19 protein-coding genes are annotated in these 25,584 nt (G+C 43.7%); 15 read left to right on the forward strand and 4 right to left on the reverse strand.

Going from position 1 to position 25,584, the window contains the following annotated elements:
- Positions 1 to 472 precede the first annotated feature (472 nt).
- The 5 genes from glgB to J7E37_RS20780 are packed head-to-tail and all read left to right on the forward strand — an operon-like array spanning position 473 to position 8,388.
- Positions 473 to 2,431, forward strand: coding sequence for a 1,4-alpha-glucan branching protein GlgB (gene glgB, locus J7E37_RS20760; RefSeq protein ID WP_215026790.1), 1,959 nt, complete (start codon positions 473 to 475; stop codon positions 2,429 to 2,431).
- A complete protein-coding gene (locus tag J7E37_RS20765) occupies positions 2,349 to 3,497 on the forward strand; it encodes a glucose-1-phosphate adenylyltransferase (protein WP_251009801.1) in 1,149 nt (382 codons plus the stop codon). The genes glgB and J7E37_RS20765 overlap by 83 nt, the downstream gene beginning before the upstream one ends.
- 22 nt (positions 3,498 to 3,519) lie before the next feature.
- The gene (locus tag J7E37_RS20770) at positions 3,520 to 4,548 is read left to right on the forward strand and encodes a GlgC family sugar phosphate nucleotidyltransferase (RefSeq protein WP_215026793.1); all 1,029 of its coding nucleotides are present in this window, start codon (positions 3,520 to 3,522) and stop codon (positions 4,546 to 4,548) included.
- Positions 4,545 to 5,996, forward strand: coding sequence for a glycogen synthase GlgA (gene glgA, locus J7E37_RS20775; RefSeq protein ID WP_215026796.1), 1,452 nt, complete (start codon positions 4,545 to 4,547; stop codon positions 5,994 to 5,996). The genes J7E37_RS20770 and glgA overlap by 4 nt, the downstream gene beginning before the upstream one ends.
- On the forward strand, positions 5,986 to 8,388 hold the full coding sequence (locus tag J7E37_RS20780; RefSeq protein ID WP_215026799.1) for a glycogen/starch/alpha-glucan phosphorylase: 2,403 nt from the start codon (positions 5,986 to 5,988) through the stop codon (positions 8,386 to 8,388). Before glgA ends, J7E37_RS20780 begins: the two co-directional genes overlap by 11 nt.
- A gap of 248 nt (positions 8,389 to 8,636) precedes the next feature.
- Here J7E37_RS20780 and J7E37_RS20785 read toward each other — a convergent pair whose 3' ends face one another.
- The gene (locus J7E37_RS20785) at positions 8,637 to 9,509 is read right to left on the reverse strand and encodes an EamA family transporter (RefSeq protein WP_214780903.1); all 873 of its coding nucleotides are present in this window, start codon (positions 9,507 to 9,509) and stop codon (positions 8,637 to 8,639) included.
- A gap of 131 nt (positions 9,510 to 9,640) precedes the next feature.
- On the opposite strand from J7E37_RS20785, the gene J7E37_RS20790 reads away from it, so the two are divergent.
- The 3 genes from J7E37_RS20790 to J7E37_RS20800 all read left to right on the forward strand — a co-directional run bounded on the left by J7E37_RS20790 (position 9,641) and on the right by J7E37_RS20800 (position 11,610).
- Complete coding sequence (locus J7E37_RS20790; protein ID WP_353050055.1) at positions 9,641 to 10,540, forward strand: cupin domain-containing protein; 900 nt, start codon at positions 9,641 to 9,643, stop codon at positions 10,538 to 10,540.
- 161 nt (positions 10,541 to 10,701) lie between these two features.
- On the forward strand, positions 10,702 to 11,145 hold the full coding sequence (locus tag J7E37_RS20795) for a DUF2243 domain-containing protein (protein ID WP_214780902.1): 444 nt from the start codon (positions 10,702 to 10,704) through the stop codon (positions 11,143 to 11,145).
- A gap of 15 nt (positions 11,146 to 11,160) precedes the next feature.
- Complete coding sequence (locus J7E37_RS20800) at positions 11,161 to 11,610, forward strand: hypothetical protein (RefSeq protein ID WP_215026802.1); 450 nt, start codon at positions 11,161 to 11,163, stop codon at positions 11,608 to 11,610.
- A gap of 243 nt (positions 11,611 to 11,853) precedes the next feature.
- Here J7E37_RS20800 and J7E37_RS20805 read toward each other — a convergent pair whose 3' ends face one another.
- Both J7E37_RS20805 and J7E37_RS20810 read right to left on the reverse strand, forming a co-directional pair.
- Positions 11,854 to 12,621 carry a TraR/DksA C4-type zinc finger protein gene (locus J7E37_RS20805; protein ID WP_214780900.1) on the reverse strand — a complete coding sequence of 256 codons (768 nt, stop codon included), beginning with the start codon at positions 12,619 to 12,621 and terminating at the stop codon, positions 11,854 to 11,856.
- A 109-nt stretch (positions 12,622 to 12,730) separates the two neighbouring features.
- On the reverse strand, positions 12,731 to 13,663 hold the full coding sequence (locus J7E37_RS20810) for a 1,4-dihydroxy-2-naphthoate polyprenyltransferase (protein WP_215026805.1): 933 nt from the start codon (positions 13,661 to 13,663) through the stop codon (positions 12,731 to 12,733).
- Positions 13,664 to 13,996: 333 nt separating this feature from the next.
- On the opposite strand from J7E37_RS20810, the gene J7E37_RS20815 reads away from it, so the two are divergent.
- The 7 genes from J7E37_RS20815 to hmpA all read left to right on the forward strand — a co-directional run bounded on the left by J7E37_RS20815 (position 13,997) and on the right by hmpA (position 23,254).
- Positions 13,997 to 15,403 carry an isochorismate synthase gene (locus J7E37_RS20815; protein WP_215026809.1) on the forward strand — a complete coding sequence of 469 codons (1,407 nt, stop codon included), beginning with the start codon at positions 13,997 to 13,999 and terminating at the stop codon, positions 15,401 to 15,403.
- Positions 15,400 to 17,151 (forward strand): 2-succinyl-5-enolpyruvyl-6-hydroxy-3-cyclohexene-1-carboxylic-acid synthase, encoded by a 1,752-nt coding sequence (menD, locus tag J7E37_RS20820; RefSeq protein ID WP_215026812.1) that lies wholly within the window; start codon positions 15,400 to 15,402, stop codon positions 17,149 to 17,151. Before J7E37_RS20815 ends, menD begins: the two co-directional genes overlap by 4 nt.
- Entirely contained in the window at positions 17,148 to 17,957 is an 810-nt protein-coding gene (gene menH, locus J7E37_RS20825) for a 2-succinyl-6-hydroxy-2,4-cyclohexadiene-1-carboxylate synthase (protein WP_214780895.1), read from the forward strand. The genes menD and menH overlap by 4 nt, the downstream gene beginning before the upstream one ends.
- Positions 17,958 to 17,972: 15 nt before the next feature.
- Positions 17,973 to 18,791, forward strand: a complete 819-nt coding sequence (menB, locus tag J7E37_RS20830) for a 1,4-dihydroxy-2-naphthoyl-CoA synthase (RefSeq protein ID WP_214780893.1) — start codon at positions 17,973 to 17,975, stop codon at positions 18,789 to 18,791.
- Positions 18,792 to 18,977: 186 nt separating this feature from the next.
- The gene (locus J7E37_RS20835; RefSeq protein WP_215026816.1) at positions 18,978 to 20,468 is read left to right on the forward strand and encodes an o-succinylbenzoate--CoA ligase; all 1,491 of its coding nucleotides are present in this window, start codon (positions 18,978 to 18,980) and stop codon (positions 20,466 to 20,468) included.
- Entirely contained in the window at positions 20,458 to 21,564 is a 1,107-nt protein-coding gene (menC, locus tag J7E37_RS20840) for an o-succinylbenzoate synthase (RefSeq protein ID WP_215026819.1), read from the forward strand. Before J7E37_RS20835 ends, menC begins: the two co-directional genes overlap by 11 nt.
- A gap of 475 nt (positions 21,565 to 22,039) precedes the next feature.
- The gene (gene hmpA, locus J7E37_RS20845) at positions 22,040 to 23,254 is read left to right on the forward strand and encodes an NO-inducible flavohemoprotein (protein WP_214780887.1); all 1,215 of its coding nucleotides are present in this window, start codon (positions 22,040 to 22,042) and stop codon (positions 23,252 to 23,254) included.
- A gap of 510 nt (positions 23,255 to 23,764) precedes the next feature.
- Here hmpA and J7E37_RS20850 read toward each other — a convergent pair.
- Entirely contained in the window at positions 23,765 to 24,313 is a 549-nt protein-coding gene (locus J7E37_RS20850) for a GNAT family N-acetyltransferase (RefSeq protein WP_215026822.1), read from the reverse strand.
- Between the last annotated feature and the right edge of the window lie 1,271 nt (positions 24,314 to 25,584).

The following is a 25,584-nucleotide window of genomic DNA, read 5'->3' on the forward strand; positions in this document are numbered from 1 at the left end:
CCAGCATGAAAGGGAACGGAACCAGGGTTACGGTCACAAAACAGATGGGAAAAACGCGGTTGATCAAAAATATCAACCAGTTGAAAGCTCTCTACCAACCGCATTGTCTATTCCTCAATCCAAAAACTCGAAACTCATACTCAAGTGGGAGTAGGTAAAATTCCTAAAACAGGTTGAAAACGTTATTAATCAATAACAATTTTTCTCCTATTTCCTCTATCAAACCTAATAAATTCAACTAATCTTAATAATGAATCATTATTCAATTTCAACTTTCGTTCTCCAAATTTCGCGTAATTGGAAGATTTAGTACATTAAAGCGCTGTCATTTACGTGCATTTGTCGAATGGGGAGAGTTCTTGAGAACTATTGTCGAAATATTAAAAAAATATTTACAAGGAATTCCTTCTGGTAACTAGAATACTACTGAAATAGGGAGTTTTTTTAGTTTTACAAAGGCAGGTGGAGGGCAATGGTGATTAATCCTACTGAGTTTGAATTGCATTTGTTCCATGAAGGCAACCTGTTCCAGAGCTACAATTTATTTGGGGCACATGTCATTAAAACTGGAACTGGAACATATACTCGATTTTGTGTGTGGGCTCCTAAGGCGATGCAGGTAAGGCTTGCAGGGGATTTTAATAATTGGGATGGGAATGGATATGAGTTTCATAAAGTCAATCAGGAGGGGGTCTGGCAGCTCGCTCTAGATGGTGATTTGACCGGTGCCGTTTATAAATATGAGATTGTGACAGCATCAGGTGAGCAAAGACTAAAGTCTGACCCTTATGCATTATTCTCGGAAGTAAGGCCGAATACGGCTTCGATCGTCTACTCATTGGATGGCTACAAATGGGATGACCAGAAGTGGCTGCAAAAGCGTGAAAAGCGGACTACCCTCGACGAGCCGATGTTTATATATGAGCTTCATGTGGGTTCCTGGAAGAAGCATGATAATGGTTCGTTCCTTACATACCGTGAGCTTGTTGATGAATTGATCCCATATATTGTTGCGCATGGGTACACACATATTGAATTAATGCCACTAACTGAGCATCCGCTCGACATATCCTGGGGCTATCAATCCACAGGTTATTTTTCAGTTACGAGCCGATATGGAACACCTCATGATTTCATGTATTTCGTTGATATGTGTCATCAAAACAACATTGGAGTCATCCTTGATTGGATTCCGGGCCATTTTTGCAAAGATGCGCACGGCCTGTACCAATTTGATGGCAGCTATGTGTTTGAATATGAGCGGGAGAATGATCGTGAGAACCAGGTTTGGGGAACAGCCAATTTCGACCTTGGAAAAACGGAGGTCCAGAGCTTTTTGATTTCGAGTGCGCTTTTCTGGCTCGAAAAGTATCATATCGATGGCTTCAGGGTTGATGCGGTGGCCAATATCATCTACTGGCCTAATTCAATCCAGGCAGCGAACCAGTATGGAGTGGAGTTTTTAAAGAAGCTGAATAAAGCGGTAAAAGATTTTGAGCCAGGGGCATTGATGATTGCCGAAGACTCGACTGACTGGCCGCAGGTGACGGCTCCCGTGGAGTATGGCGGCCTGGGTTTTACATACAAGTGGAACATGGGATGGATGAATGACACTTTGAAGTATATGGAGGAAGAATCCCGTAACAGGAAGCATATACATGATAAAGTTACCTTCTCGCTGCTTTATGCTTTTTCAGAGAGCTTTGTCCTGCCATTCTCACATGATGAGGTTGTTCACGGGAAGAAATCGCTTCTTGATAAGATGCCGGGCGATTATTGGCAAAAGTTCGCACAGCTTAGACTATTGCTCGGGTTCATGGTTGCGCATCCCGGAAAGAAGCTGACATTCATGGGGACTGAATTTGGGCAGTTTTCGGAATGGAAGGACAGGGAACAGCTTGACTGGAATCTGCTCGATTATGAAATGCATGAGAAGCTGAACCATTTCAATAAGGAACTTATCAAATTGTATAAGCGGTCAAAACCGTTGTATGAGGTTGATCAAAGCTATGAAGGCTTTGAATGGGTCGATGCTGACAACCGGGAACAGTCGATTTTTTCTTTTATCAGAAAAGGAAAGAATCCTGAAGAAATTCTAGTCATCGTATGCAACTTTTCTGAGAAAGTATATAGCAACTATCGAATTGGTGTCCCAAAGAATGGCGAATATCGTGAGATCTTGAACAGTGATGCTGCAGGCTTTGGCGGGTCAGGTGTAATAAACAAAAAAGTTTTGAAAGCGGAAGAAATAGCCTTCCATGGTAGGCCATATTCTATAGAGATGAGTATTTCTCCATTCGGAATCTCAGTTTTACGTCCTGTTATAAAAAGAAAGGGGAGAAACAATCATGCAAAAGAAGAAATGCGTAGCAATGCTGTTGGCAGGAGGAAAAGGAAGCCGGCTGCACTCACTGACGAAGAATCTCGCTAAGCCAGCTGTCCCTTTTGGAGGCAAATACCGGATCATTGATTTTCCTTTAAGCAATTGCACGAACTCTGGAATCCATACAGTGGGTGTATTGACGCAGTACCAGCCGCTCCTGCTCAATTCTTATATTGGCATTGGGAGCGCATGGGACCTTGACAGGAAGGATGGCGGTGTGACGGTTCTGCCGCCTTATGCTGAAAGTTCCGAAGTAAAGTGGTATTCAGGCACGGCAAGCGCGATTTTCCAGAACCTGAATTATCTTGACCAGTATGATCCGGAATATGTGTTGATTCTCTCCGGTGACCATATTTACAAAATGAATTATGAATTGATGCTCGAACATCATATTGAAAAAGGGGCCGATGTGACGATTTCCGTCATTGAAGTGCCATGGGAAGAGACGAATCGTTTCGGGATCATGAACACGGATTCTGACCTGCGGATTACTGAATTTGAGGAAAAGCCTGATGTGGCGAAAAATAATCTGGCTTCGATGGGGATTTATATTTTTAAATGGAGCGTATTAAGGGAATATCTGATAAGAGATGACCAGAATCCTGAATCCAGCCATGATTTCGGCAAGGATATCATTCCTCTGTTAATCGAAGAAAATATTAAATTATTTGCCTATCCTTTTAAAGGCTACTGGAAAGATGTAGGGACTGTTCAAAGTCTTTGGGAAGCGAATATGGATTTATTGGATAAGGACTGCGAATTGAATCTTTTTGATCATTCATGGCGTATTTACTCTGTGAACCCTAACCAGCCGCCTCAATATATTTGTCCAGAAGGCGGAGTGACAGAGTCGCTGGTCAATGAGGGGTGCAAAATCGAAGGGGAGGTTTCCAGGACGGTAGTTTTCCAGGGAGTGACCGTAAAAAAGGGAGCGGTTGTAAAGGAAACCGTAATCATGCCGGATGCTGTTATCGGACACAACTGTGTGATTGAAAAGGCGATTGTATCCCCAGGAGTCTATGTTCCGGATGGAACAATCATCAGGCCGGGCGAGAGCGTAAATGACATTACACTAGTATCTGAAGAAACAATCGGAGAATTGCAATCCAATTGAACCGATTCGGGAGGAAAAAGAAATGAACAAACAATTATTAGGAGTAATAGATGCGACAACTGTCCACGATGATCTCCAGGAACTGTCCGTTCATCGGTCAGTGGCAGCCATCCCATTCGGCGGGCGATACAGGCTGATTGATTTTATCCTTTCCAATATGGTCAACTCGGGAATCCAGAGTGTGGCTATTTTTCCTAAATTTCAATACAGGTCGCTGATGGACCATTTAGGGTCAGGCAGGAACTGGGATCTTAACCGGAAAAGGGATGGACTATTTTTCTTCCCTGCCCCTAACCTGGATAAACATTATACAGGAATCGGCACTCTTGACCACTTTGCTGACAATATAGACTTCTTTGAACGCAGTACCCAGGAGTATGCGCTGATTTCGAATGCCTATACGGTTTTTAATATGGATTTCCAGCCGCTGATTGATTGGCATATCAAATCCGGATGCGACATTACTGAGGTCCAGAAGGAAGGCAAATCACTAGGTGTATACCTCGTCAAGAAGACATTGTTGATGGATTTGATTATGATGCGAAATGAAACTGGGTACTCGAATATGAGGGATGTCGTGACCGACCGCGATAGCCAGTTCCATCTCTGTTATTACAATTTTAAAGGCTATGCTTCAATGGTTGATACGATTGAAAATTATTTCAAGACCAGCATGGATCTGCTGAAGCCTGAGGTTTGGAAAGAGTTATTCCCGAAAGAAAGGCCAATCCTGACCAAGGTAAAGGATGAGCCGCCGACCCGTTATGATGTGGACGCATCAGTACGAAATTCAATGGTTGCCAATGGCGGAATGATCGAGGGCACGGTAGAAAACAGCATCATTTCCCGCGGGGTAAAAATCGGCAAAGGTACCGTCATCCGCAATTGCATCATCATGCAGAAGACACAAATTAAGGAGAATTGTCTATTGGATTCAGTGATTGTTGATAAGGATGCAAGAATCGAAGCAGGGACAGTGATTACAGCGCCAGCAGAGTCACCGGCTGTCATCCGCAAGGGTACAGTCCAGGGAGTGGGGAGCAGGCCGTGAAGGTTTTATTTGCCGTATCGGAATGTGTTCCGTTCATTAAGTCAGGCGGACTTGCGGATGTAGCGGGATCGCTTCCGAAGGAACTCAAAAAGCTGGGGGCGGATGTCCGGGTGATTTTACCGAAATATGGGTTGATTCCCGAGCAATTCCGCTCTGACATGAAGAAAGTGAAAGAGTGTAATGTGCAGCTAGGCTGGCGCTCACAATATTGCGGCATTGAGACTCTTAAGCACGATGGTGTTACTTTCTATTTTGTAGATAATGAGTATTATTTCAAGCGCGATAGTCTTTACGGGCATTATGATGATGGGGAACGGTTCGCGTTTTTTAACAGGGCTGTCCTGGAATGTATCGCAGAAATCGAATTTTACCCTGATGTCATCCATTGCCATGACTGGCATACAGGGATGATTCCATTTTTACTCAGGACTGAGTACTATAAGCGGCCCGGATACGGATTGATCAGGTCCGTCTTCACGATTCATAATCTGCAGTTCCAGGGAATTTTCCCTCCAGAGGTATTGGGGGACCTGCTGCAGATTGACAGCCGTTATTTCAATGAAGAGCAGCTGGAATTTTTCGGGAACACCAACTTCATGAAAGCAGCTTTAATTGCTGCTGACCATATCACTACGGTCAGTCCTACGTACAAGGCAGAAATCCAGACCGATTTTTATGGTGAAAAGCTGGATGGCATTCTGCGGAAAAGAAGCGAGGACTTATCCGGGATTTTGAATGGGATTGATCACGATTTATACGACCCTGAAACATACCCTGGATTGCACGCCAATTTCGGAGTGGACTCACTCGAAAGAAGAGTCGAAAACAAGCTTCAAGTACAGCGTGAGTTCGGTTTGCCGGAGAACGAGGAAATCCCTGTTGTGGCGATGATCACAAGGCTGACGAAGCAGAAGGGTCTTGATTTGGTCAGGGGAGTATTCCATGAAATCATGGAGACTGGAATGCAGCTGGTAGTGCTGGGAACAGGCGACCCTGAGTTTGAGCAATTTTTCAGGGCAATGTCAGGGCGTTACCCTGAGCAGTGTGGCGTATACATTGGCTTTGATGAGAATTTGGCCCATCAAGTCTACGCAGGCTCCGATTTGTTCCTGATGCCTTCCAAGTTTGAACCTTGCGGGCTAAGCCAGATGCTCGCGATGCGTTATGGGTCCATTCCTGTTGTAAGAGAAACTGGGGGCCTGAACGATACTGTCCAGCCTTACAATGAATTTAACGATGAAGGCAATGGATTTACCTTTGCAAACTTTAACGCCCATGACATGCTGTTTACGCTTGAAAGGGCGCTGTCTTTTTACCATGAGCGCGAAAAATGGCTTAAGCTGGCGAAAAATGCTATGGAGACAGACTACAGTTGGGCACAGTCTGCCAGACAGTACGAAGAATTATATTCCGATCTCATCTCAAGGAGTGAATCGCATGTTTTCTAGTGTTCCCCAATTCAAAAATTCTTTCTTGAAAAAACTCGAGATGATGTTTGGAACAAGCTTTGAAGAAAGCACGAGCCGGGAGCAGTTCCAGACTCTCGGGCATATGATCAGGGAGCATGTAAGTTCTGATTGGATTAAGACAAATGAACTATATCGTACCGGCGCGAAAAAGCAGGTTTATTACTTATCGATCGAGTTCCTGCTGGGCCGGCTTCTGAGGCATAACCTCATTAATTTAGGAGTGGAAAAAGTGGTCTGCGAAGGGCTCGGGGAGCTGGGCATTGAGCTGGATCAACTGGAGGAAATCGAGGCGGATGCCGGGCTTGGCAATGGCGGTCTCGGCCGCCTGGCTGCCTGCTTCCTTGATTCCCTTGCTTCTCTCGACCTGCCAGGACATGGCTGTGGAATCCGCTATAAACACGGTCTATTCGAGCAGAAAATAGTGGATGGCTATCAAGTGGAGCTTCCTGAGCAATGGCTAAGGCATGGTCATGTCTGGGAAATACGCAAAACGGATGATGCAGTCGAGGTCCCGTTCTGGGGTGAAATCGAAAGCAGGATGGAGAATGGCCGGCTTGTTTTCAGGCATCTGAACGCTGAGACAATCATGGCAGTACCATATGACCTGCCTGTCATCGGCTATGAGACGCAGACTGTAAATACATTGAGGCTTTGGAATGCAGAGCCATCAAGGTTCCCGGCAAACGCGGATATTTTTAAATACAAGAAGGATACTGAGTCAGTTTCTGAATTTTTGTATCCGGATGACACGCATGATGAGGGGAAAATCCTTCGCCTCAAGCAGCAATATTTCCTTGTCGCCGCCAGTCTAAAGGCGATCGTGAAATCTTTTAAAAAGAAGAATAAGAGTTTGCTAGAGTTCCACGATTATGTAAGTATCCATATTAATGACACTCACCCGGCGATTGCCGTTCCAGAGCTGATGAGGATCTTGATGGATGAGGAAGGTCTTGGCTGGGACGATGCGTGGGATATCACCGTCCAGACGCTCTCCTATACGAACCATACGACACTGGCTGAGGCACTGGAGAGATGGCCGATCCGAATCTTCAAGCCGCTGCTTCCGCGCATTTTCATGATTGTCGAGGAAATCAATGAGCGCTTCTGCAAGCAGGTTTGGGATCAGTATCCAGGAGATTGGGCCAGGGTTGAGGGCATGGCGATCATCGCTCATGACGAGGTGCGGATGGCGCCGCTCGCCATTGTCGGGAGCCATAGTGTCAATGGGGTTGCACAGCTTCACACCGATATCCTGAAAAACCGTGAGATGAACCTGTTTTATCAGTTTTATCCTGACCGCTTCAATAATAAGACAAATGGAATCACCCACCGCCGCTGGCTGCTGAAAGCGAATCCTGGCTTGTCCGGATTGATTACAGAGGCCATTGGTAGTGACTGGGTCTCTTCACCTCAAAATTTGGAGGAGTTAATGCGGTTTAGGGATGACTCTGCTTTTCTTGAAAAGCTGCACGGAATTAAGCAGGCAAACAAGGCACGTCTGGCGAAGAGGATTTTGGATAAGACAGGGATTCAGGTTGATACGGAATCAATTTTTGACGTCCAGGTAAAAAGGCTTCACGCTTATAAGCGGCAGCTGCTGAATGTCCTGCACATCATGCATCTTTATAATGCTTTGAAAAAGGATCCTGAAGCACTCCTGTATCCGCGTACCTTTATTTTCGGGGCAAAGGCTTCACCTGGTTACTATTTTGCCAAAAAGGTGATTAAACTCATTAACAGTGTTGCTGACAAGGTGAACAATGACCCGGCAACGAATGGCAAGCTTAAGGTTGTTTTCCTTGAAAATTACCGGGTATCTCTGGCAGAGGAAATTTTTCCGGCAGCGGATATCAGTGAACAAATCTCAACCGCAAGCAAAGAAGCTTCCGGGACAGGGAATATGAAATTCATGATGAACGGTGCTTTGACACTTGGAACACTTGATGGCGCCAATGTCGAAATCACCGACTTGGTCGGCAGGGAGAATATCTTCCTATTCGGGTTGACCGCAGAGGAAGTTCTGGATTACCAGAACAATGGCGGCTACCATTCACTCGAATATTATCACCATGATGAGAGGATCCGGGGAGTGGTCGATCAGCTGGTCAATGGATTCTTCCCGGATACAGAAAACCATTTTAATGAAATCTTTGACACGCTGCTCGGCCATAACGACCAGTATTTTGTTTTACGGGACTTTGCTTCATATGCAGAGGCACACCAGGATGTCAGCCGGAGTTATTTGGACCGAAACGCTTGGCTGCAGAAGAGCCTTGTTAATATAGCTAAGTCAGGTTATTTTTCCAGTGACAGGACCATTATGGAGTATGCCGACCAAATCTGGAAGGTACAATCAGCTTTAAAAGTTTAAGCAGCATTGGGTCAGATCGTTGGACGATTTGGCCCTTTTTGCTAATTTCTATGGATTGAAAGCTTAACGGGAATTCTATAGGCCCAATTAAGGTTGGGGAATGCCAAAAGGGCACATAGAAAAGTTCTTTAGGCCAAATGAAGTCGTGTTAACGCCAAAAGGGCACATAGAAAGATTCTATAAGCTAAAAAAGAGGTCAGCGCGAACCAGAAAAGCACTATAATAGCATCAATCACTATTCATCCCCTCTATAAAATCAACAACGCAGTTCCTATCGTGATCAGTACAGCACCTGCAATGGTGGATTTGGTTGGTTTTTCTTTTAAAATGATGAAACTCAGGATCATCGTCAATACGACGCTGAATTTATCAATTGGATTGACGATGCTTACTTTGCCGATTGCCAGTGCTGCGAAATAACATAACCATGAGAAGCCAGTTGCTGCGCCAGACAGGATTAGGAATATGTAGGATTTCCTGGAGATTCTCTTGAGCTGCTTCACAGTCCCCTGGAAAAACACAATTCCCCAGGCAAAAATAATGATCACCACTGTTCTGATAAACGTGGCCACATTCGAATCAACATCTTCAATTCCTATTTTAGCGAGGATATTGGTCAGGGCGGCGAAGACTGCTGATATGATGGCGAGAAAAATATATGATTTGGTATTGAAAACCTTCTTCCTCTGCTTCTTCTTCTTTTTGTCTTTTCCGATCAGTACAAAGGTTCCAATAGATATAATGACCCCACCAGCCACAACTGGCATTGTTGCAGGCTCCCTTAATACGATGAATGATAACAGGATCGTCAATACGACACTGGCCTTATCGATCGGTACTACTTTGGAAACATCCCCGATCTGGATTGCTTTGAAAAACGCAAGCCAGGAAAGACCCGTCGTCAATCCAGAGAGCACAAGGAAAATGAATGATTTTGTTGATACTTCCATTATGTTTTCCGTTTGACCGGTTATCAAGACCATAACGTAGGCCATGATGACGACTACAATCGTTCTGACGGCAGTTGCCAGATTTGAATCGACATCCTCGATTCCGATTTTAGCGAGAATGGCAGTAAAGGAAGCAAATAACGCGGCCAGTAAGGCTAGAATAATACTCATCGTTTAACTCCATTTCTAAAAAGTACTCTTAGTTTGGGATTCTGCAGCAGGAATATTCTTGTCCATAATTCGAACAATGTACGTTTCCTGGGCATTGGGCATAGGATGGGTTGATAAAACCTGTGAAGGGAATGAGCAATTTGTATAACGTTCCATCCTATTCCTATCCATATGCCTACTCAAGTGTATATAGCCCAGACTTTATGGCAAGATCGAGCCAAAATAGCCATCAGCAAGTTCTTGAAGCGCTGCTTGCTGGAATAAAAGGAGAAGCTTCAGCAGTTGATTTTTACGGTCGCCTGGCGGAATTTGCCCCAAATCAAAGGCATAAGAAAGCGATACAGCAGGCTTTGGAGGATAAGCAAGTTCACTTAAAGCAATTTACCGACCTGTTTGTCACACTAACGGGACAATCGCCGCAGTATCAGATTGAACAAGTGGATTTCCGGTCTTATCAGGAAGGTTTGCAAAAGGCATATGAAGCAGAAGTCGAAGATTATCATGAATATCGTAATAGTTACTTGCTGACTCAATATCTTCCGGTAGGTAATGTCTTCTTTAGGGCATTTGCAGATGAAATCGAGCATGCAACAAGATTTGGCTGTTTAAGGCAAGAAGGAAGCATACAATTAACAGATTTTGGGAATGAGCCATTTACTATAAATATCGAAGAAGCAAGCCTGCAAAACGAAACATTCCGGACTGCCATTTGGACGGGGAAGAACCTGCAAGTGACTGTTATGAATATTGATATCGGTGATGATATTGGACTGGAGATTCATGAAACCGGTGACCAATTCATCCGAGTAGAAGAAGGAGAAGCATTCGTACAAATGGGGGACAGCAAAGATAACCTCGATTTTGAAGCGAGGGTCTCTGATGACTTTGCCATTTTGATTCCTGAGGGAAAATGGCATAACGTGACAAATATCGGCGATACAAAGCTAAAAGTATATGTAATCTATGCACCGCCTGAGCATCCATTCGGAACTGTCCACGAAACAAAAGCAGATGCGATGGAAGCGGAGTAAATAGTGGTAACGAGGTTGGAGAGTGCTCTCCAATAGGATTGGTGGATGCTCTCCAATAGGATTGGAGAATGCTCTCCAATCTTTTTTTGTTTTGCCGTATAATATCGCGAATTTTTGGGCACTAATCGAGATAGTATGAAATTCTCTAAGAGGGTGTTTTTTTGAAAAAAGAAAATAAGAATTTATTCATTGCCGGATTGATCCTGGGCTTAGGATTACTGGGCGCGATAGATGGAATTGTGTTCCACCAGCTGCTCCAGTGGCACCATATGGTTCTTAGCGACAATATTCAGCTGGAGATTTTTACAGACGGCTTATTTACCGCATTGTTTTCTGCGAAGCTCCTCTGGGGCGGTGTGAAAATCTTTCAGGATGCTCGGAAAAATCAGCTTGGCTCCAGTTGGAGAATATTCCTGGGAGGGATATTCATCGGCGGGGGAGCGTTCAATCTCGTTGAAGGAATTATTGATCATCATATTCTGCAAGTGCATCGAGTCAAGCCATTGGCAGATAACCCTCTGATGTACGACCTGGCATTTTTGGCGATTGGTGCTCTGTTAGTGGTCATCGGATTGATGATTAAGCGGCTGGAACAAGATGCGTAAAGGTGGGATGCAGAATTGGAAAGGTGGAAGAGTTTTTTAGTTTTTTTTATATCGTTCATTGTGTTCTTTCTTTATTTTACAAGTAATAATGAGCACAATCCCTATTCAGCGAACCATATGCAGCATGACTATGTTGAAATTCCAGAGGGTTACCAAGTACCATCAGTGAATTTAAACGTCACCCAGGACATGTCAGGCACATGGTTACTAAGTGTTGATACTACTCATTTTAGGTTCGCTCCAGAAAAGGTAGGGAGCGATGATCCTAGTTTTAACGAGGGCCATGCCCATATTTATGTGAACGGCAAAAAAATCAATCGGCTGTACGGACATTTTTATAATTTGGACACTTTGAAAAAAGGTGACAACGAAATTATGGTTACACTCAATTCAAACAATCACGGGGCATTGGCTTATAGAGGGATGCCAATTAGCAGCAGTGTCGTTGTGGAAAACGGAAAGTGAATTGAAGAATCCCATCCACTTAGCAGAGAGATTCAATTAATTTTGCCAGGCGGGCTTATTGGTGCCCTGATTTTCAAAAAAATAGAAATTTAGGTATCCAATAGAGGATATTGATGCCATGTTTTCTTAAAAAATAAAATTTCAGGTCTTCAATGGTTTTTAATGTTGCGCTTATTTTCCAAATGAGTTTAAATCGACTGCAAAACGAAGCCTCAGTCCATAAAATCGAACTGAGGCCGTTGTCTATTCGTTATTTTTTTTCTTATCATCATTGATATAACTATCTCCCTCTTTATAAGGGATATCACCCAACTCGGACTCCATGTCGGCTTCGTCGAGCATTTCTTCGTATTCCTCTTCGCTGTCACTCTGGAAAACATGGCGGTCATCACCTTCGATATCTGTGGCGCTGAAAGACTCGAAGTCTTCTGTGAACCCTCGTTCTTTTTCATTATCAATATAGAGCTTATTATAATCTTCATGATCACCGGTAAGGTCAGATGGTGTTTCAGATGTACCGAATTCAGCTACATCATTAAAGCTGTTCCTGTTATCGGCCATTTCTTCGTTTTGTCTGCGGTCGAAATCTGCTTCGTGAGTATATTCCAGAACTTCCTCTTCAACTGGGCGGTCATTTGAAAGAGTTTGTTCTGTGGAATGCTCAACACAATATAAAGTATACGGAACTGCTTCCAGTCGTTCAAAAGGAATTTCCTTACCGCACTCTGCGCATTTACCGTACGTACCATCTTCAATAGCCTTCAGCGCATTTTCCACTTTTTCCATCTGGCCATCAAAATGCTCGTCCAAAGCGAGATTTTTGCTTCGCTCAAACAGTTCTGTTCCGCTGTCAGCAGGGTGATTATCGTATGAAGAAAGCTCTCCGGTTGCCTCCCTTTGGCTGCCTTCCAGATAACCTTCCTCTTCATTGTTATCTATTTGCGAAATAAGTGTTTCTTTTTCATCTATAAGGGTTTGCTTCAATTGGGTAAGCTGGTCATTTGTCAGCATGATTACACATCCTTAGTTTTGATTCGTGTCATACGTACTAAATACCCGCTCGTGATGGTAAGAAACATAGAAAAAGCTTCCGCCAAAGGCAGAAGCTTCTCGAAGGTGACTATATCCAACTGATGAAAATGCCTACTGATAGAAGTAAGCCGAAAATGGTGTTGGTCTTTGCTGTGTTAGCCATAGCCGGCATCATTTGCAACGGATTCGATTTTCCGATGAATCCCTTCGTTGCTTTTACAGCTTTAGGAATGCTGAGGGCGACAATCGCGAGCCAAGGTGATACCACACCTGCAATAATCAGGCCGATTACCCAGGCGTAGGATACAATGAACATTCCTGCTAGCAGCCTGATTGCGCCTTTTCGTCCTAGCAGGATCGCCAGTGTCTTCCGGCCAAATTCCTTGTCGCCATCAAGGTCACGAATATTATTCGCAAGCAGGATTGCGCCAACAAGCAAAAAGCTAGGAAAAGAAACAAGTACACTAGTAGGAGTTACCGTGCCTGTCTGGATGTAGAAGGAAATAAGGATGATCAGTACACCCATGAAAAATCCTGCCACTAGCTCGCCAAAAGGTGTGTAGGCAATCGGCAATGGACCGCCAGTATAAAGGTAACCGGCTGCAAGGGAAACGACTCCGACAGCAGCGACCCACCAGCTGGTGCTCATGCAAATATATATGCCAAGAAGGACTGAGATACCATACAAGCCAAAGGCTAGATTCAGTACCGTTTTAGGTTTTATGCCGTGACGGACGATTGCCCCGCCGATTCCAACAGAGTTTTCATTATCAAGTCCGCGTTTAAAATCATAATACTCATTGAACATATTCGTTGCTGCCTGAATCAACAGACTGGCTATTAACATTGCGAGGAACATTCCCCAATGGATTCCACCGCTGAATTCTATCGCTAAAGCAGTCCCCAGAAGGACAGGTGCAAATGCGGCTGTCAAAGTGTGCGGCCGTGTAAGCTGCCACCAGACTCTCCAGTCTGCGCCATTGACTGCTGGTGAAGAACTAGGCTGTAGCTGTGGTTGCATAACTAATTCTCTCCCTTATTATATCAATCTATCAAACCTTAATATTTTATCTAAAAGAACCAAAATTGTCAAAAAGACCTTTCATATCTAGGCTAAATTACCTTACAATTATTAGTGTAGATATTCACATATACACTGTCAATTAGTATTTTCACGTATAATGAGGATGGTTTTTCCAGATTGCCTCAGCTGTCTGCGTGCAATATATATAATAAGGATGATAAAAGGTTAGAAAAGCCCACCATCGTTGACATCGTGGTGTATGAGGTGTATCTTAAAATAAGCTTTAAAACGTGTGATAACAGATGAGAGGCTGTTATTGGGGGGATAATTTTGGTTGCCATTCAGGAAACAGAACTTAGACAGGGAATTCTTGAGGCGATTGAGCGGGCCAAAGGACAATCTCAGTCGGTTTTGGTCAGCGAAGTCCATAGAATAAATACTATAGATCCTTTTTATTTTTTTGCTTCAGGCAGGGAAAAGTTTTTTGGAGAACGCTTTTTCTGGAAGGATCCTGAAGGGGAACACTTCCTTACTGGATTGGGTATATGCGGACAAATACAGTCGGATCAGGGAGCTGACCGCTTTTTTCATGTTGAAAAAGAGTGGAAGCGCTTCATGGATACGGCATTGGTTTTTAATAAATATAATGTAAATGGAACGGGGCCATCGATGCTTGGTGGATTTACCTTTGATCCTCTGAAGAAGAAAACAGGCTTATGGTCCAAATTTTCGGAAGCTCTTTTCCACATTCCAAAATATATGCTGACGATTGTAAAGGGAGAGGCTTATTTTACAACCAATGTAGTCTGCACCCAGCATGATGATATGTCACTATTTGATAAAGTCACACGGGAGAGGGAAGAGGTTCTTTCGAAGGCTGGACAGAAACCAGCGCTAGCCAGGCTTGATTTTAAGGATATTATCGAAATCGATCCTGAGGCGTGGAAGCAGACAGTAACTGATGTTGTAGACGGTTTTGAAAATAGCGAATTGAAGAAAGTCGTGCTTGCGAGGGAGCTTCGTCTTCATTTTACAGATGAAGTCCAGGCAGAAAGTGTTCTGGCGAACCTTTTGGAGAATCAACAAGAAAGTTTTGCATTTGCTTTTGAATCCAATGGTGACTGCTTTATCGGAGCTTCTCCCGAAAGATTGGTCAAAAAGGATGGGGCTAGTCTGTTCTCAGCCTGCCTGGCAGGTTCGATCGCCAGGGGGAATACTCCTGAAGAAGATGAAAAGCTTGGTGAGGAACTCTTAACAGACCAGAAAAACCTGATTGAACACCAATATGTGGTGGATATGATCAGGGGTGCAATGGAAGAAACCTGTGATCAGGTGATTCTTCCTGAAAAGCCTGTTTTGATGAAAATGAGATATATTCAGCATTTGTATACACCTGTCATCGGTAAAAATCGGGAAGGGACATCACTTCTTCATTTAGTGGACAGACTTCACCCGACTCCTGCATTGGGCGGGTTGCCGAAGCAGGCAGCGATCGAGAAGATCAGGGAAATCGAACAGCTGGACAGAGGCCTTTATGCTGCACCTGTTGGCTGGATGGATTATCAGGGAAATGGTGAATTTGCCGTAGCGATCCGCTCAGGCCTGATTCAGGGAAATGAAGTATCACTATTTGCCGGCTGCGGCATCGTGGCAGATTCAAATGCCGATAGTGAATATAAAGAGACTAGCATCAAGTTCCGGCCGATGCTTACAGCACTTGGAGGAAAGATCACATGAGCCACCAGGAAGGTTTAACAGCTTATATCGCAGCATTTGTTGCAGAATTATCGAAAACGGGTGTAAAGGATGTTGTCATCAGTCCTGGTTCGAGGTCAACGCCAATGGCATTGGTTATGGCTGAGCACCCAGACTTGCGTATCCATATCCAGGTCGATGAGCGATCTGCTTCCTTTTTTGCACTTGGAATTGCAAAGGCTACCCAAAAGCCTGTCGCCTTGCTTTGTACCTCGGGTACTGCTGCGGCGAACTATTATCCAGCGGTGATTGAAGCCAGTATTTCAAGGATACCGCTGATTGTCCTGACAGCAGACCGGCCGCATGAATTGCGTGATGTCGGTGCGCCGCAGGCGATTGACCAGATTCATCTGTACGGCACAAATGTAAAATGGTTTGTCGAAATGGCACCGCCTGAAAAAACGGAGGATATGATTCGCTATGCGAGAACTGTTTGCGGAAGGGCAGCGGCTACTGCAGCAAGTTATCCGCAAGGACCAGTCCATCTGAATTTCCCATTCAGGGAGCCATTGATTCCGCTAATGGATGGTAACTTGTTCGAGCTGCCTGAGCGCGTTGGCGGTTATGTGGAAATCGAGACCGGCCACCTCAGTCTATCAGATCAAACGTTTGCTGCGATCAGTGAGGATATCTCTTGCTATCAGAAAGGGATTATTGTTTGCGGGCAGCTCGACAACAGTGAATTTACTGAGGAAGTCATTGCTCTTGCAGACAGATTACAGTTTCCGATCATCGCGGATCCCCTGTCACAATTGCGCAGCGGAGAGCATGATGGACAACACATCATTGATGCCTATGATGCTTTTTTAAGAAATGAAGATGCCAAGGAATCGCTGAAGCCTGATGTCATCATCCGATTTGGAGCAATGCCAATTTCTAAAGCTCTGACTATTTTTATAAAGGAAAACCGTAATGCACGCCAATTCGTTGTCGACAGCGGTGCAGGCTGGCGTGAGCCTACGATGTCAGCCTCTGATATGCTGTACTGCGACGAGGCTTTGTTCTGTACAAAACTTAGCGAGGCTGCTTCACCAGCAGGCAAGTCTGACTATCTCGAAAAATGGCGCTCTCTAAATGAACTCGCCAAAGAACAATTATCGGCTATCTCTCAAGTTGAGGAGTTAAGTGAAGGCAAGCTATTCCAGCAGCTTACTGAAATGCTTCCAGAAGGCTCAACATTATTTGTTGGAAACAGCATGCCTATCAGGGACCTTGATTCGTTCTTCCTATTAAATAAAAAGAATATCAAGGTAATGGCAAACAGAGGGGCGAATGGAATCGACGGTATTGTCTCCACCGCACTTGGTGTAGCAAGTGTATCGCAGCCATGCTACCTTGTATTGGGCGATCTGACATTCTATCATGATTTAAATGGCTTACTGGCTTCAAAATTATATAATATCAATATCAATATTTTGCTGATCAACAATAATGGCGGAGGAATCTTCTCGTTCCTGCCTCAGGCAAAGGAACCGAAGCATTTTGAAAAGCTTTTCGGTACACCATTGGACCTGGATTTCAGCCATGTTGTCGAAATGTACAACGGGAAATATGATTTAATCAAAGATTGGGAGCACTTTTCAGGGACCTTTGCCAAAAACCAAGAGATTAGCGGCTTAAAAGTGATGGAAATCAGGACAATGAGGGATTCCAACCTGAAGGAACATCGAGATTTGTGGAATTCTGTTTCCCGGGAAATAACTTCTATGCTAAAAGGTGACACAAAATGAAGACCTTGATCAACGGCGTACGATATCATGTCGAGCAGTGCGGCGATGGTTTTCCCCTTGTGTTGCTTCATGGATTTACTGGCGCGGCTTCTACTTGGAAGCCGTTTTGTCCTATGTGGGGGAAGCATTCAAAGCTTTTGATGGTTGACCTTATTGGACATGGCGAGACTGAATCGCCAGGCGATACGGAGCGATATGACATCCAGAATGCCGCAAATGATTTAAAAGTGCTTTTAGACCAGCTGGGCATTGAAAAAGCGGATTTCCTTGGGTACTCAATGGGTGGCAGGACGGCGATCACGTTTGCGAGTCTGTATCCAGAGAGAGTAAGGAAGCTGGTTCTTGAAAGCACGACACCAGGGTTGGTCAACTTAGAGGAGCGTGATGCGAGAATTCAGCAGGACTACAAATTGGCAGGTAAAATCGAGCATGAAGGTCTGGAACCATTCATCACTTTTTGGGAATCGATCCCGCTATTTCAGTCGCAGCTGAATCTTACGGCTGAAGTAAGGGAACAAATAAGAAGTCAAAGACTGAGGAATGATCCTGTTGGACTGGCTAACAGTCTTAGGGGAATGGGGACAGGAGCCCAGCCTTCATGGTGGGACCATCTGGAGAACTTCGATTTCGAGACCCTTCTGATTACAGGGGAGCTTGATGAAAAGTTCTGTAAAATAGCCGCAGAAATGGCTTCCATACTCCCAAATCCGACACATTTGACTATAAATAGCTGCGGCCATGCAATTCATGTGGAAGAACGTGAAAAATTTGGTACAATAGTAAGTGAGTTTTTGTCGAATACATAATAGGAGGTTGTCTAAATGACAGTTGAATGGGTTTCTGAACGCAAGTATGAAGATATTCTGTATGAAACATATAATGGCATTGCTAGAATTACCATTAACCGCCCGGAAGTGCGCAACGCTTTCCGTCCTAAAACGGTTATGGAAATGATCGATGCATTTGCTTATGCACGTGATGATTCAAGCGTTGGCGTAATCGTGCTTACTGGTGCTGGAGACGATGCATTCTGCTCAGGCGGAGACCAGAAAGTCCGCGGACATGGCGGTTACGTTGGTGAAGATGAGATTCCTCGCTTGAATGTCCTTGACCTTCAGCGTTTGATCCGTGTGATCCCTAAACCGGTAATTGCTCAGGTTAAAGGTTACGCAATCGGCGGCGGACATGTGCTTCATGTCGTATGTGACCTGACAATAGCGGCTGATAATGCAATCTTCGGCCAGACAGGCCCTAAAGTAGGTAGCTTTGATGCTGGTTACGGTTCAGGCTACCTTGCAAGAATCGTCGGCCACAAAAAGGCTCGCGAAATCTGGTTCTTATGCCGTCAGTACAATGCCCAGGAAGCTATGGACATGGGTCTTGTCAACACAGTTGTACCTCTTGATCAGGTTGAAGAAGAAACACTCAAGTGGTGTGAGGAAATCCTTGAGAAGAGCCCGACAGCACTTCGTTTCTTGAAAGCTGCGATGAACGCTGATACTGATGGTCTTGCTGGACTTCAGCAGATGGCAGGGGACGCAACATTGCTTTACTACACAACAGAAGAAGCAAAAGAAGGACGCGATGCGTTCAAAGAAAAGCGCAAGCCAGACTTCGGCCAGTTCCCAAGATTCCCTTGATTAAGCTCTTTTCGTTACTTGTTGCTTGCTCCCTCATGTATAGCTCTTTTCGTTCTGGAAACTCACAAAAAGGGCCTAATAATGAGGACGGCAAACATGGTACGATAAGCAATACGATTTTAAAACTGCAACAGCTTGATGGACCTCCATCAAGCTGTTTTAGTATGTAGAGAAGAGGTGACATCGATGACTGAAACCATGCCAAACTGGCTGAAAAAGCGGGCAGAACTGTCTCCCCATCGAGAAGCACTGGTCTTTGAGGGGCGCACATATACGTTTTCGGAAGTTTTTGAAGAAGCGAAAGCTTATACTGGCAAGCTTGGAACACTGGGTTTACATAAAGGATCTACGGCAGCGGTTCTGTTTTCTAATCAAGCGGAATCTGTGTTCATTTTATACGCTTTACAGATGACCGGGATCAAGGCTGTGATTTTGAACAATCGACTGACATCGGAGGAGCTCACATGGCAGTTGGATGATTGTGACGCTGAAGTGCTGGTATATGAATCCTGTTTTGATGATAAAGTAACTTCGATTAACTCAGGAATCAAATTCGTCAGTACTGATAAACTGAAGCGGCTAGAGGTTGGTGATTCCTTAGTTGTTGAAGAATACGATTTGAACGAGATCACGACAATCATGTATACCTCAGGCACGACCGGCAATCCGAAGGGGGTCATGCAAACATATGGCAACCATTGGTGGAGCGCGAATGCGTCTGCACTCAATCTCGGTCTTTATGAACATGATAAGTGGCTTTGCACGGTCCCTATCTTCCATATCAGCGGCTACTCTATTTTGATGAGGAGTCAGATTTATGGCATGCCAGTTGTTTTACATTCATCTTTTGACGAAAAAAAGGTAATCGAGGATATCGAACGATACAAGATAACCATCATGTCCGTTGTCAGCACGATGTTGAGACGAATTCTTGAAGAACTGGGAACAGGAAGATTGCTGAAATCCTTTCGTTGCATGCTGCTTGGGGGAGGGCCAGCACCGCTTCCTTTGCTGGAGTCCTGTCTCGAAAAAGAAATCCCTGTATTCCAGACCTATGGCATGACCGAAACTTCATCACAGTTTGCGACCTTATCTCCGGAATACAGCATTGAACGACTTGGATCTGCGGGTAAAGCGCTATTTCCTAACCAAATCCGGATTGTTGATGGTGATGGCCAGGAGGTTCCTTCAGGTGCTGAGGGAGAGATTGTAGTCAAAGGGCCGAATGTGACGATCGGGTACCTGAACCGCCCCGATGAAACTGCTGATAAAATCCGCGAAAGATGGCTTCATACCGGTGATATTGGCTATATCGACTGCGATGGTTTTTTATATGTCCTTGACCGCCGTTCTGATTTAATCATTTCAGGCGGTGAAAATATCTATCCTGCTGAAATCGAAGGCATTCTGCTTTCCTATCCTGGTGTTGCTGAGGCCGGTGTGATTGGAGCGCCAGATGAACAATGGGGACAGGTGCCAGTGGCTTTTATTGTGAAAAGTGAACCGGGGGCCTCAGAAGAAGACTTGCTGGCCCTTTGCGAACGGAAACTTGCAAAATACAAGCTTCCGAAAAAATTCTATTTCGTTGACAGCCTGCCAAGGAATGCCGCGAAGAAACTGTTAAGGCGAAAGCTCCGTGAGTGGCTCGAAGCGGGAGGTGATGGCATTGGACATTAAAGCTGTTCATTTATCAATCATTAAACTGCCATTGAAACACCCTTTCACTACCCATTTGGGTTCAGTGACAGAAAGAGAAGCAATCATCGTCGCAGTTGAAGACCGCAATGGTTATATAGGTTATGGTGAAGGTGTGGCATTTTCATCTCCATGGTACACCGAGGAAACCGTTCAGACTTCATACCATATGCTAAAGGATTATTTAATTCCTCTTTTGAAAAATAAGGGGATCAGCCACCCTGATCAAGCTTTCGACTTGTTCAGTTCCGTTCGCAGAAATCATATGTCGAAGGCAGGGCTGGAAACAGCACTTTGGGATCTACAAGCTAAGAAAGAGGGTGTCCCATTATCCGCGCTGATTGGGGGAACTACGGAAGCCATCCCTGCAGGTGTGGTGGTAGGTAACCCGAGTTTAACGGAAGCACTTAAACAAATTGAAGGCTATCTTAAACAGGGATTCAAGAGGGTAAAAGTAAAAATCAGTCCGGAAGATGATTTTCACTTTATATCAAAAATTCGTAAGCAGTATCCTAATTTGCCGTTAATGGCTGATGCCAACTCGGCATACTCCTTGAAGGATGTTGACCGCTTAAAAGCCCTGGATGAGTTCGGGCTGCTGATGATTGAGCAGCCGCTTGGTTTTGATGACATCGTTAATCATGCCACGCTGCAGAAGCAAATTGATACACCTATTTGCCTTGATGAAAGCATCGTGACATTTGATGACGCTAGGAAAGCAATCGAGCTCGGCAGCTGCAAGATCATCAATATTAAAATCGGCCGAGTGGGCGGCCTAGGGGAAGCGAAACGGATTCACGATTACTGTCATTCCAAAGGAATTCCAGTCTGGGCAGGCGGGATGATCGAGTTTGGCATTTCCAGAGCGCAAAATATCGCTCTGGCATCGCTCCCAGGCTTTACGATACCAGGTGATATCTCCGGTTCAGACCGTTATTGGGAGCAAGATATCATCATGCCGGAAATCAAAGTAGAAAACGGAATGATCAAGGTGCCAGACAGTCCGGGTATTGGCTTTGAACTGAACAGGAAGAGAATGAAGGAAGTAATTGTTTTTGAAGAACGTTTTGAGTTTTAGAATGCGGAGAGCACTGCTGAGGCAGTGCTTTTATTATTTTATAACTGGAAAAAATCAGCGATAATTTCCAATTCGCTATAAAAAGTTGATTTTCGCTATAAAAGTTAAAAAGTCGCTATAAAAGTTTGCTTCTCGCTATAAAAATGAAAAAGTCGCTATAAAAGGTGAAAATATCGCTATAAAAATGAAAAAGTCACTATAAAAAGTGAAAGTATCGCTTTAAAAACTATTGTTAGCCCTTTTTTCATACAATTATGATTGGTCTAAACAGTCATATCTCCAAATCTGGTTCATTTTTATCATGAAACGGGCTTGGAATATAGAAAGTACCAAACAATAATCCGATTCGAAAGCACTATTTTACAATAGTGTGATTTGAATCACTTAGTCTGCTGAAATAATTTATTATAATCACTATGGGAATGAGGTAAACAAACCTCGACGAGAAGATATAGACATAGGGGGAGTGTATATTATGCTAGATCAAAAAACAATTGAGATCATCAAATCTACAGTACCAGTACTTGAAGTTCACGGTGAACAAATCACGACAGTATTTTATAAAACGATGTTTGAAAATCATCCGGAGCTTTTGAATATTTTTAACCATGCGAACCAGAAGCAGGGCAGACAGCAGAGAGCTTTGGCTGGAACTGTCTATGCAGCTGCAAAATACATCGACAACCTTGAAGCAATCCTGCCGGTTGTGAACCAGATTGCTCATAAGCACCGCAGTCTTGGCATTTTGCCTGAGCATTACCCGATCGTAGGAAAGCACTTGCTGATGGCGATTAAGGAAGTGCTTGGCGATGCGGCTACAGATGAGATCATCAATGCCTGGGCAGCTGCATATGGAGTAATTGCTGACGCGTTCATCTCTGTTGAAGCGGAAATGTATGATGAGGCTGCAACCCAGAAAGGCGGCTGGAAGGACTTCCGTCCATTCATTGTTGCGAAAAAGGTCGAGGAAAGTGAAGTTATCACTTCTTTTTACCTGAAGCCGGTTGATGGAAAGGAAATTGCTTCATTTAAGCCAGGACAGTATATCAGCATCAAGCTTGAAATCGAAGGAGAAGATTTCACTCATATCCGCCAGTACAGCTTGTCGGATGCTCCAGGGAAAGACTATTACCGCATCAGCGTTAAAAAGGAAGCTGGCATGGAAACTCCGGATGGCAAGGTATCGAATTACCTTCACAATACAGTAGAAGAAGGAGAAGTCCTCCAAATCAGCGCACCGGCAGGCGACTTCTTCCTCGATACTGAAAAAGATACACCAGTTGTCCTGCTAAGCGGCGGCGTTGGCCTGACTCCAATGGTCAGCATGCTGAACACAGTAGCTGATTTGCAGCCGGAAAAAGAAGTGACTTTCATCCACGCAGCCCAGAACGGCAAAGTCCATGCACTGAAAGATGAAGTTGCTGCAACTGCTGCAAAGGCAAAGGTGAATTCAGTGGTATTCTACGACCAGCCAACTGAAGAAGACCGCGAGAATAAAAGCTTTGACGTTGAAGGTTATATTACGAAAGAATGGCTAAAAGAAAATGTGGATCTTGCTCAATCTGATTTCTATTTCTGCGGTCCGGTACCATTCATGAAAGCAATCAACGCAGCATTAAAAGATCTTGACGTTACAGAAGATAGAATTCACTTCGAATTCTTTGGTCCAATGGCAAGTCTTGAGGCTTAATTAACAGTTTGCTCCCTTCTATTAAACCGTTCCGTTTTAGGGTGCATATCTTTTAAATGACAATGAAAATGGCGTGTAAACTGACAACAGTTTTGACACGCCATTTTTCTAGTTTAATTGCATTTTTGGATTTAAAATATAATGGTTCGTATTAAACATAAGCACCAGTTAGTTGAAGTTTGTTGATGATGACCTATTTGTTTTGAATTCCAGAAAATCTGGTACTCAAGTAAATAAATAAGCCTCCAATTAAAACGGCAATGAAGTAATAAATTTCTAACCCTAAATCTACACCCGCTGGAACTGACTGTTCCGTAGAGATACCCAAAATCAGAGTACCTACTATGACTGCTAAACCTATGATTAGCAAAAACCATTTTAAGAACATACTAATTTTTTCACCCATATTCGTTGTTTCACTCTTCTGCTTCTTTAGCTCAATAAGGAATTCAACAAAAAAGGCGTTAATCCTTTCTGAATCACAAGACTGGAAATTCAACAATGTATAGATTAAACAAATATAGCCATTAAAATTAAATCTTGATAACAGTCTTCCAATTTTACACCTTTTATTTTTCTCCCTTCTTCAACAAATCCCATCGTTTTATATAAATTTATAGCCCCAAGGTTACCTTCCATTACTTCTAGACAAACTTTTTCAACTCTACTATTATTTTTGGCCCAATTGATTAATGTTGCTAATAATGCTCTTCCAATACCGTAATTACGAAACTCAGGGAGCACTGTCATTGCAAAAGAACCTTGATGGCTAATTTTCTCTTTATCACCGCTTTTAAATTCAATAGCACCTACCAGTTCACCGTCAACTTCAGCAACAAATTGGACATTATTCTGATTTTGATCATAAGTCTTTAACAACTTCTTCATATCTTCAACAGTAAGCTTCTGCAGTTCCTCAGCAGTACTTAGCATATACGGGGCATCCTTTAATGCTTTTGTTCCAGCTAATAACATCCTTTCTGCATCCAATATGGTTACTTCTCGAACTGTGACAGTTTTTTTATTCTTAGTATAGTAAGTGATGAAATCAGCAGACATGATACAAACTCACCCTTTTCATGTTCTCCATTTAGGCTTAATTTCTATAAAACAGGCAATAATCCCTTTTAGAATCTAATTAAATGAGAGTGGGATTTATTATTTGAGACTATATTTGTTCTTTTTTTATTCAAGATAAACTAATCCTTATTCATACAGATAGGTAAGGGTTTGAAGTTATCGCTCCCTTTTCCCCCTGTTCACACCGTACATGCGACTTTCACCGCATACGGCGTTCCAACTAATCCAATTCAATTTAATCACCAACACTTCAGAAACCTTAGCCCTTCATGTCTCAATTCTTCCGTTTTAACAAGTCGGTGCCTCCAGTACGAGGTAAACCTCTATTAGTCTCACAAGAACCTTATTAACCGATAAAGACTTGCCCTACATGATTAAATGATTCTTCATTAGTCTAGTGGCTATCCCTCCAGGCTGATTAGACCTTTCGTTGGTACTGTGCCACCACTTTCACTGACATAAAGACAAGTTATACAGCAACTAATGTCATTACTGCTTTCCCTGCCACCGCTTCTTCGGGAGTAAGCCCTCCACGTTATCAGCTTACAACGTTGAATTATATCTATTATAGAATGAACTTAGGTGCTTCCTGTAAGCCTGTTAGCATTCATACGCCTAGAACGTATCATGGATTTTCATATTAGTTATTCTTACTCACCCACAGCTAACCTCACAATTTGGTGATATACACATTTCTATGTATCGCAGTTCTAGACCCGTACATTCAGAAGTTCGCCAGCTTAACCTTTTCTTTTAGGTTTATTCGCATTCTCACCATATTCATTCAACTCAAGCATCATGATTTACACCACCCCATCGGGTAGGCTTTCGTCAGCTTAACCTATTACGGTAAATTCTCACGCCTTTTCACCGAGTTTATAACTATCATTCTTATTAAATCCAGTGCTACTCGACTAAGAGAGAACCCTTCAGGGCGTTACCCCATCATTTGATTCTTCGATATAACCCTTCAGCTCTGTAAGGAACTGCCTGACCTTTACCTGATGATTGTGACCAATCTCAATTTAAGCCAGAAACATTTCGCACAACATAACTGCCTCGTTCGTATTATAAGGTCATCCAGGTATGCAAATATTTCTGGTTGACCTTTTTTTATATGGTCTTATTATAACGGTAGCCGGGGTAAAACGTAACTGCCCGTGGGACCTGGATCCCGTCAGCTAAACAGTTTGCCCCCTACTTGTAGAAACATGATTGAGGCTGGTTGGGACATAGATCTCGTATAACAA

The sequence above is a fragment of the Bacillus sp. ISL-39 genome, assembly GCF_018613295.1.
In the GTDB taxonomy this organism is placed as follows: domain Bacteria; phylum Bacillota; class Bacilli; order Bacillales; family Cytobacillaceae; genus Mesobacillus.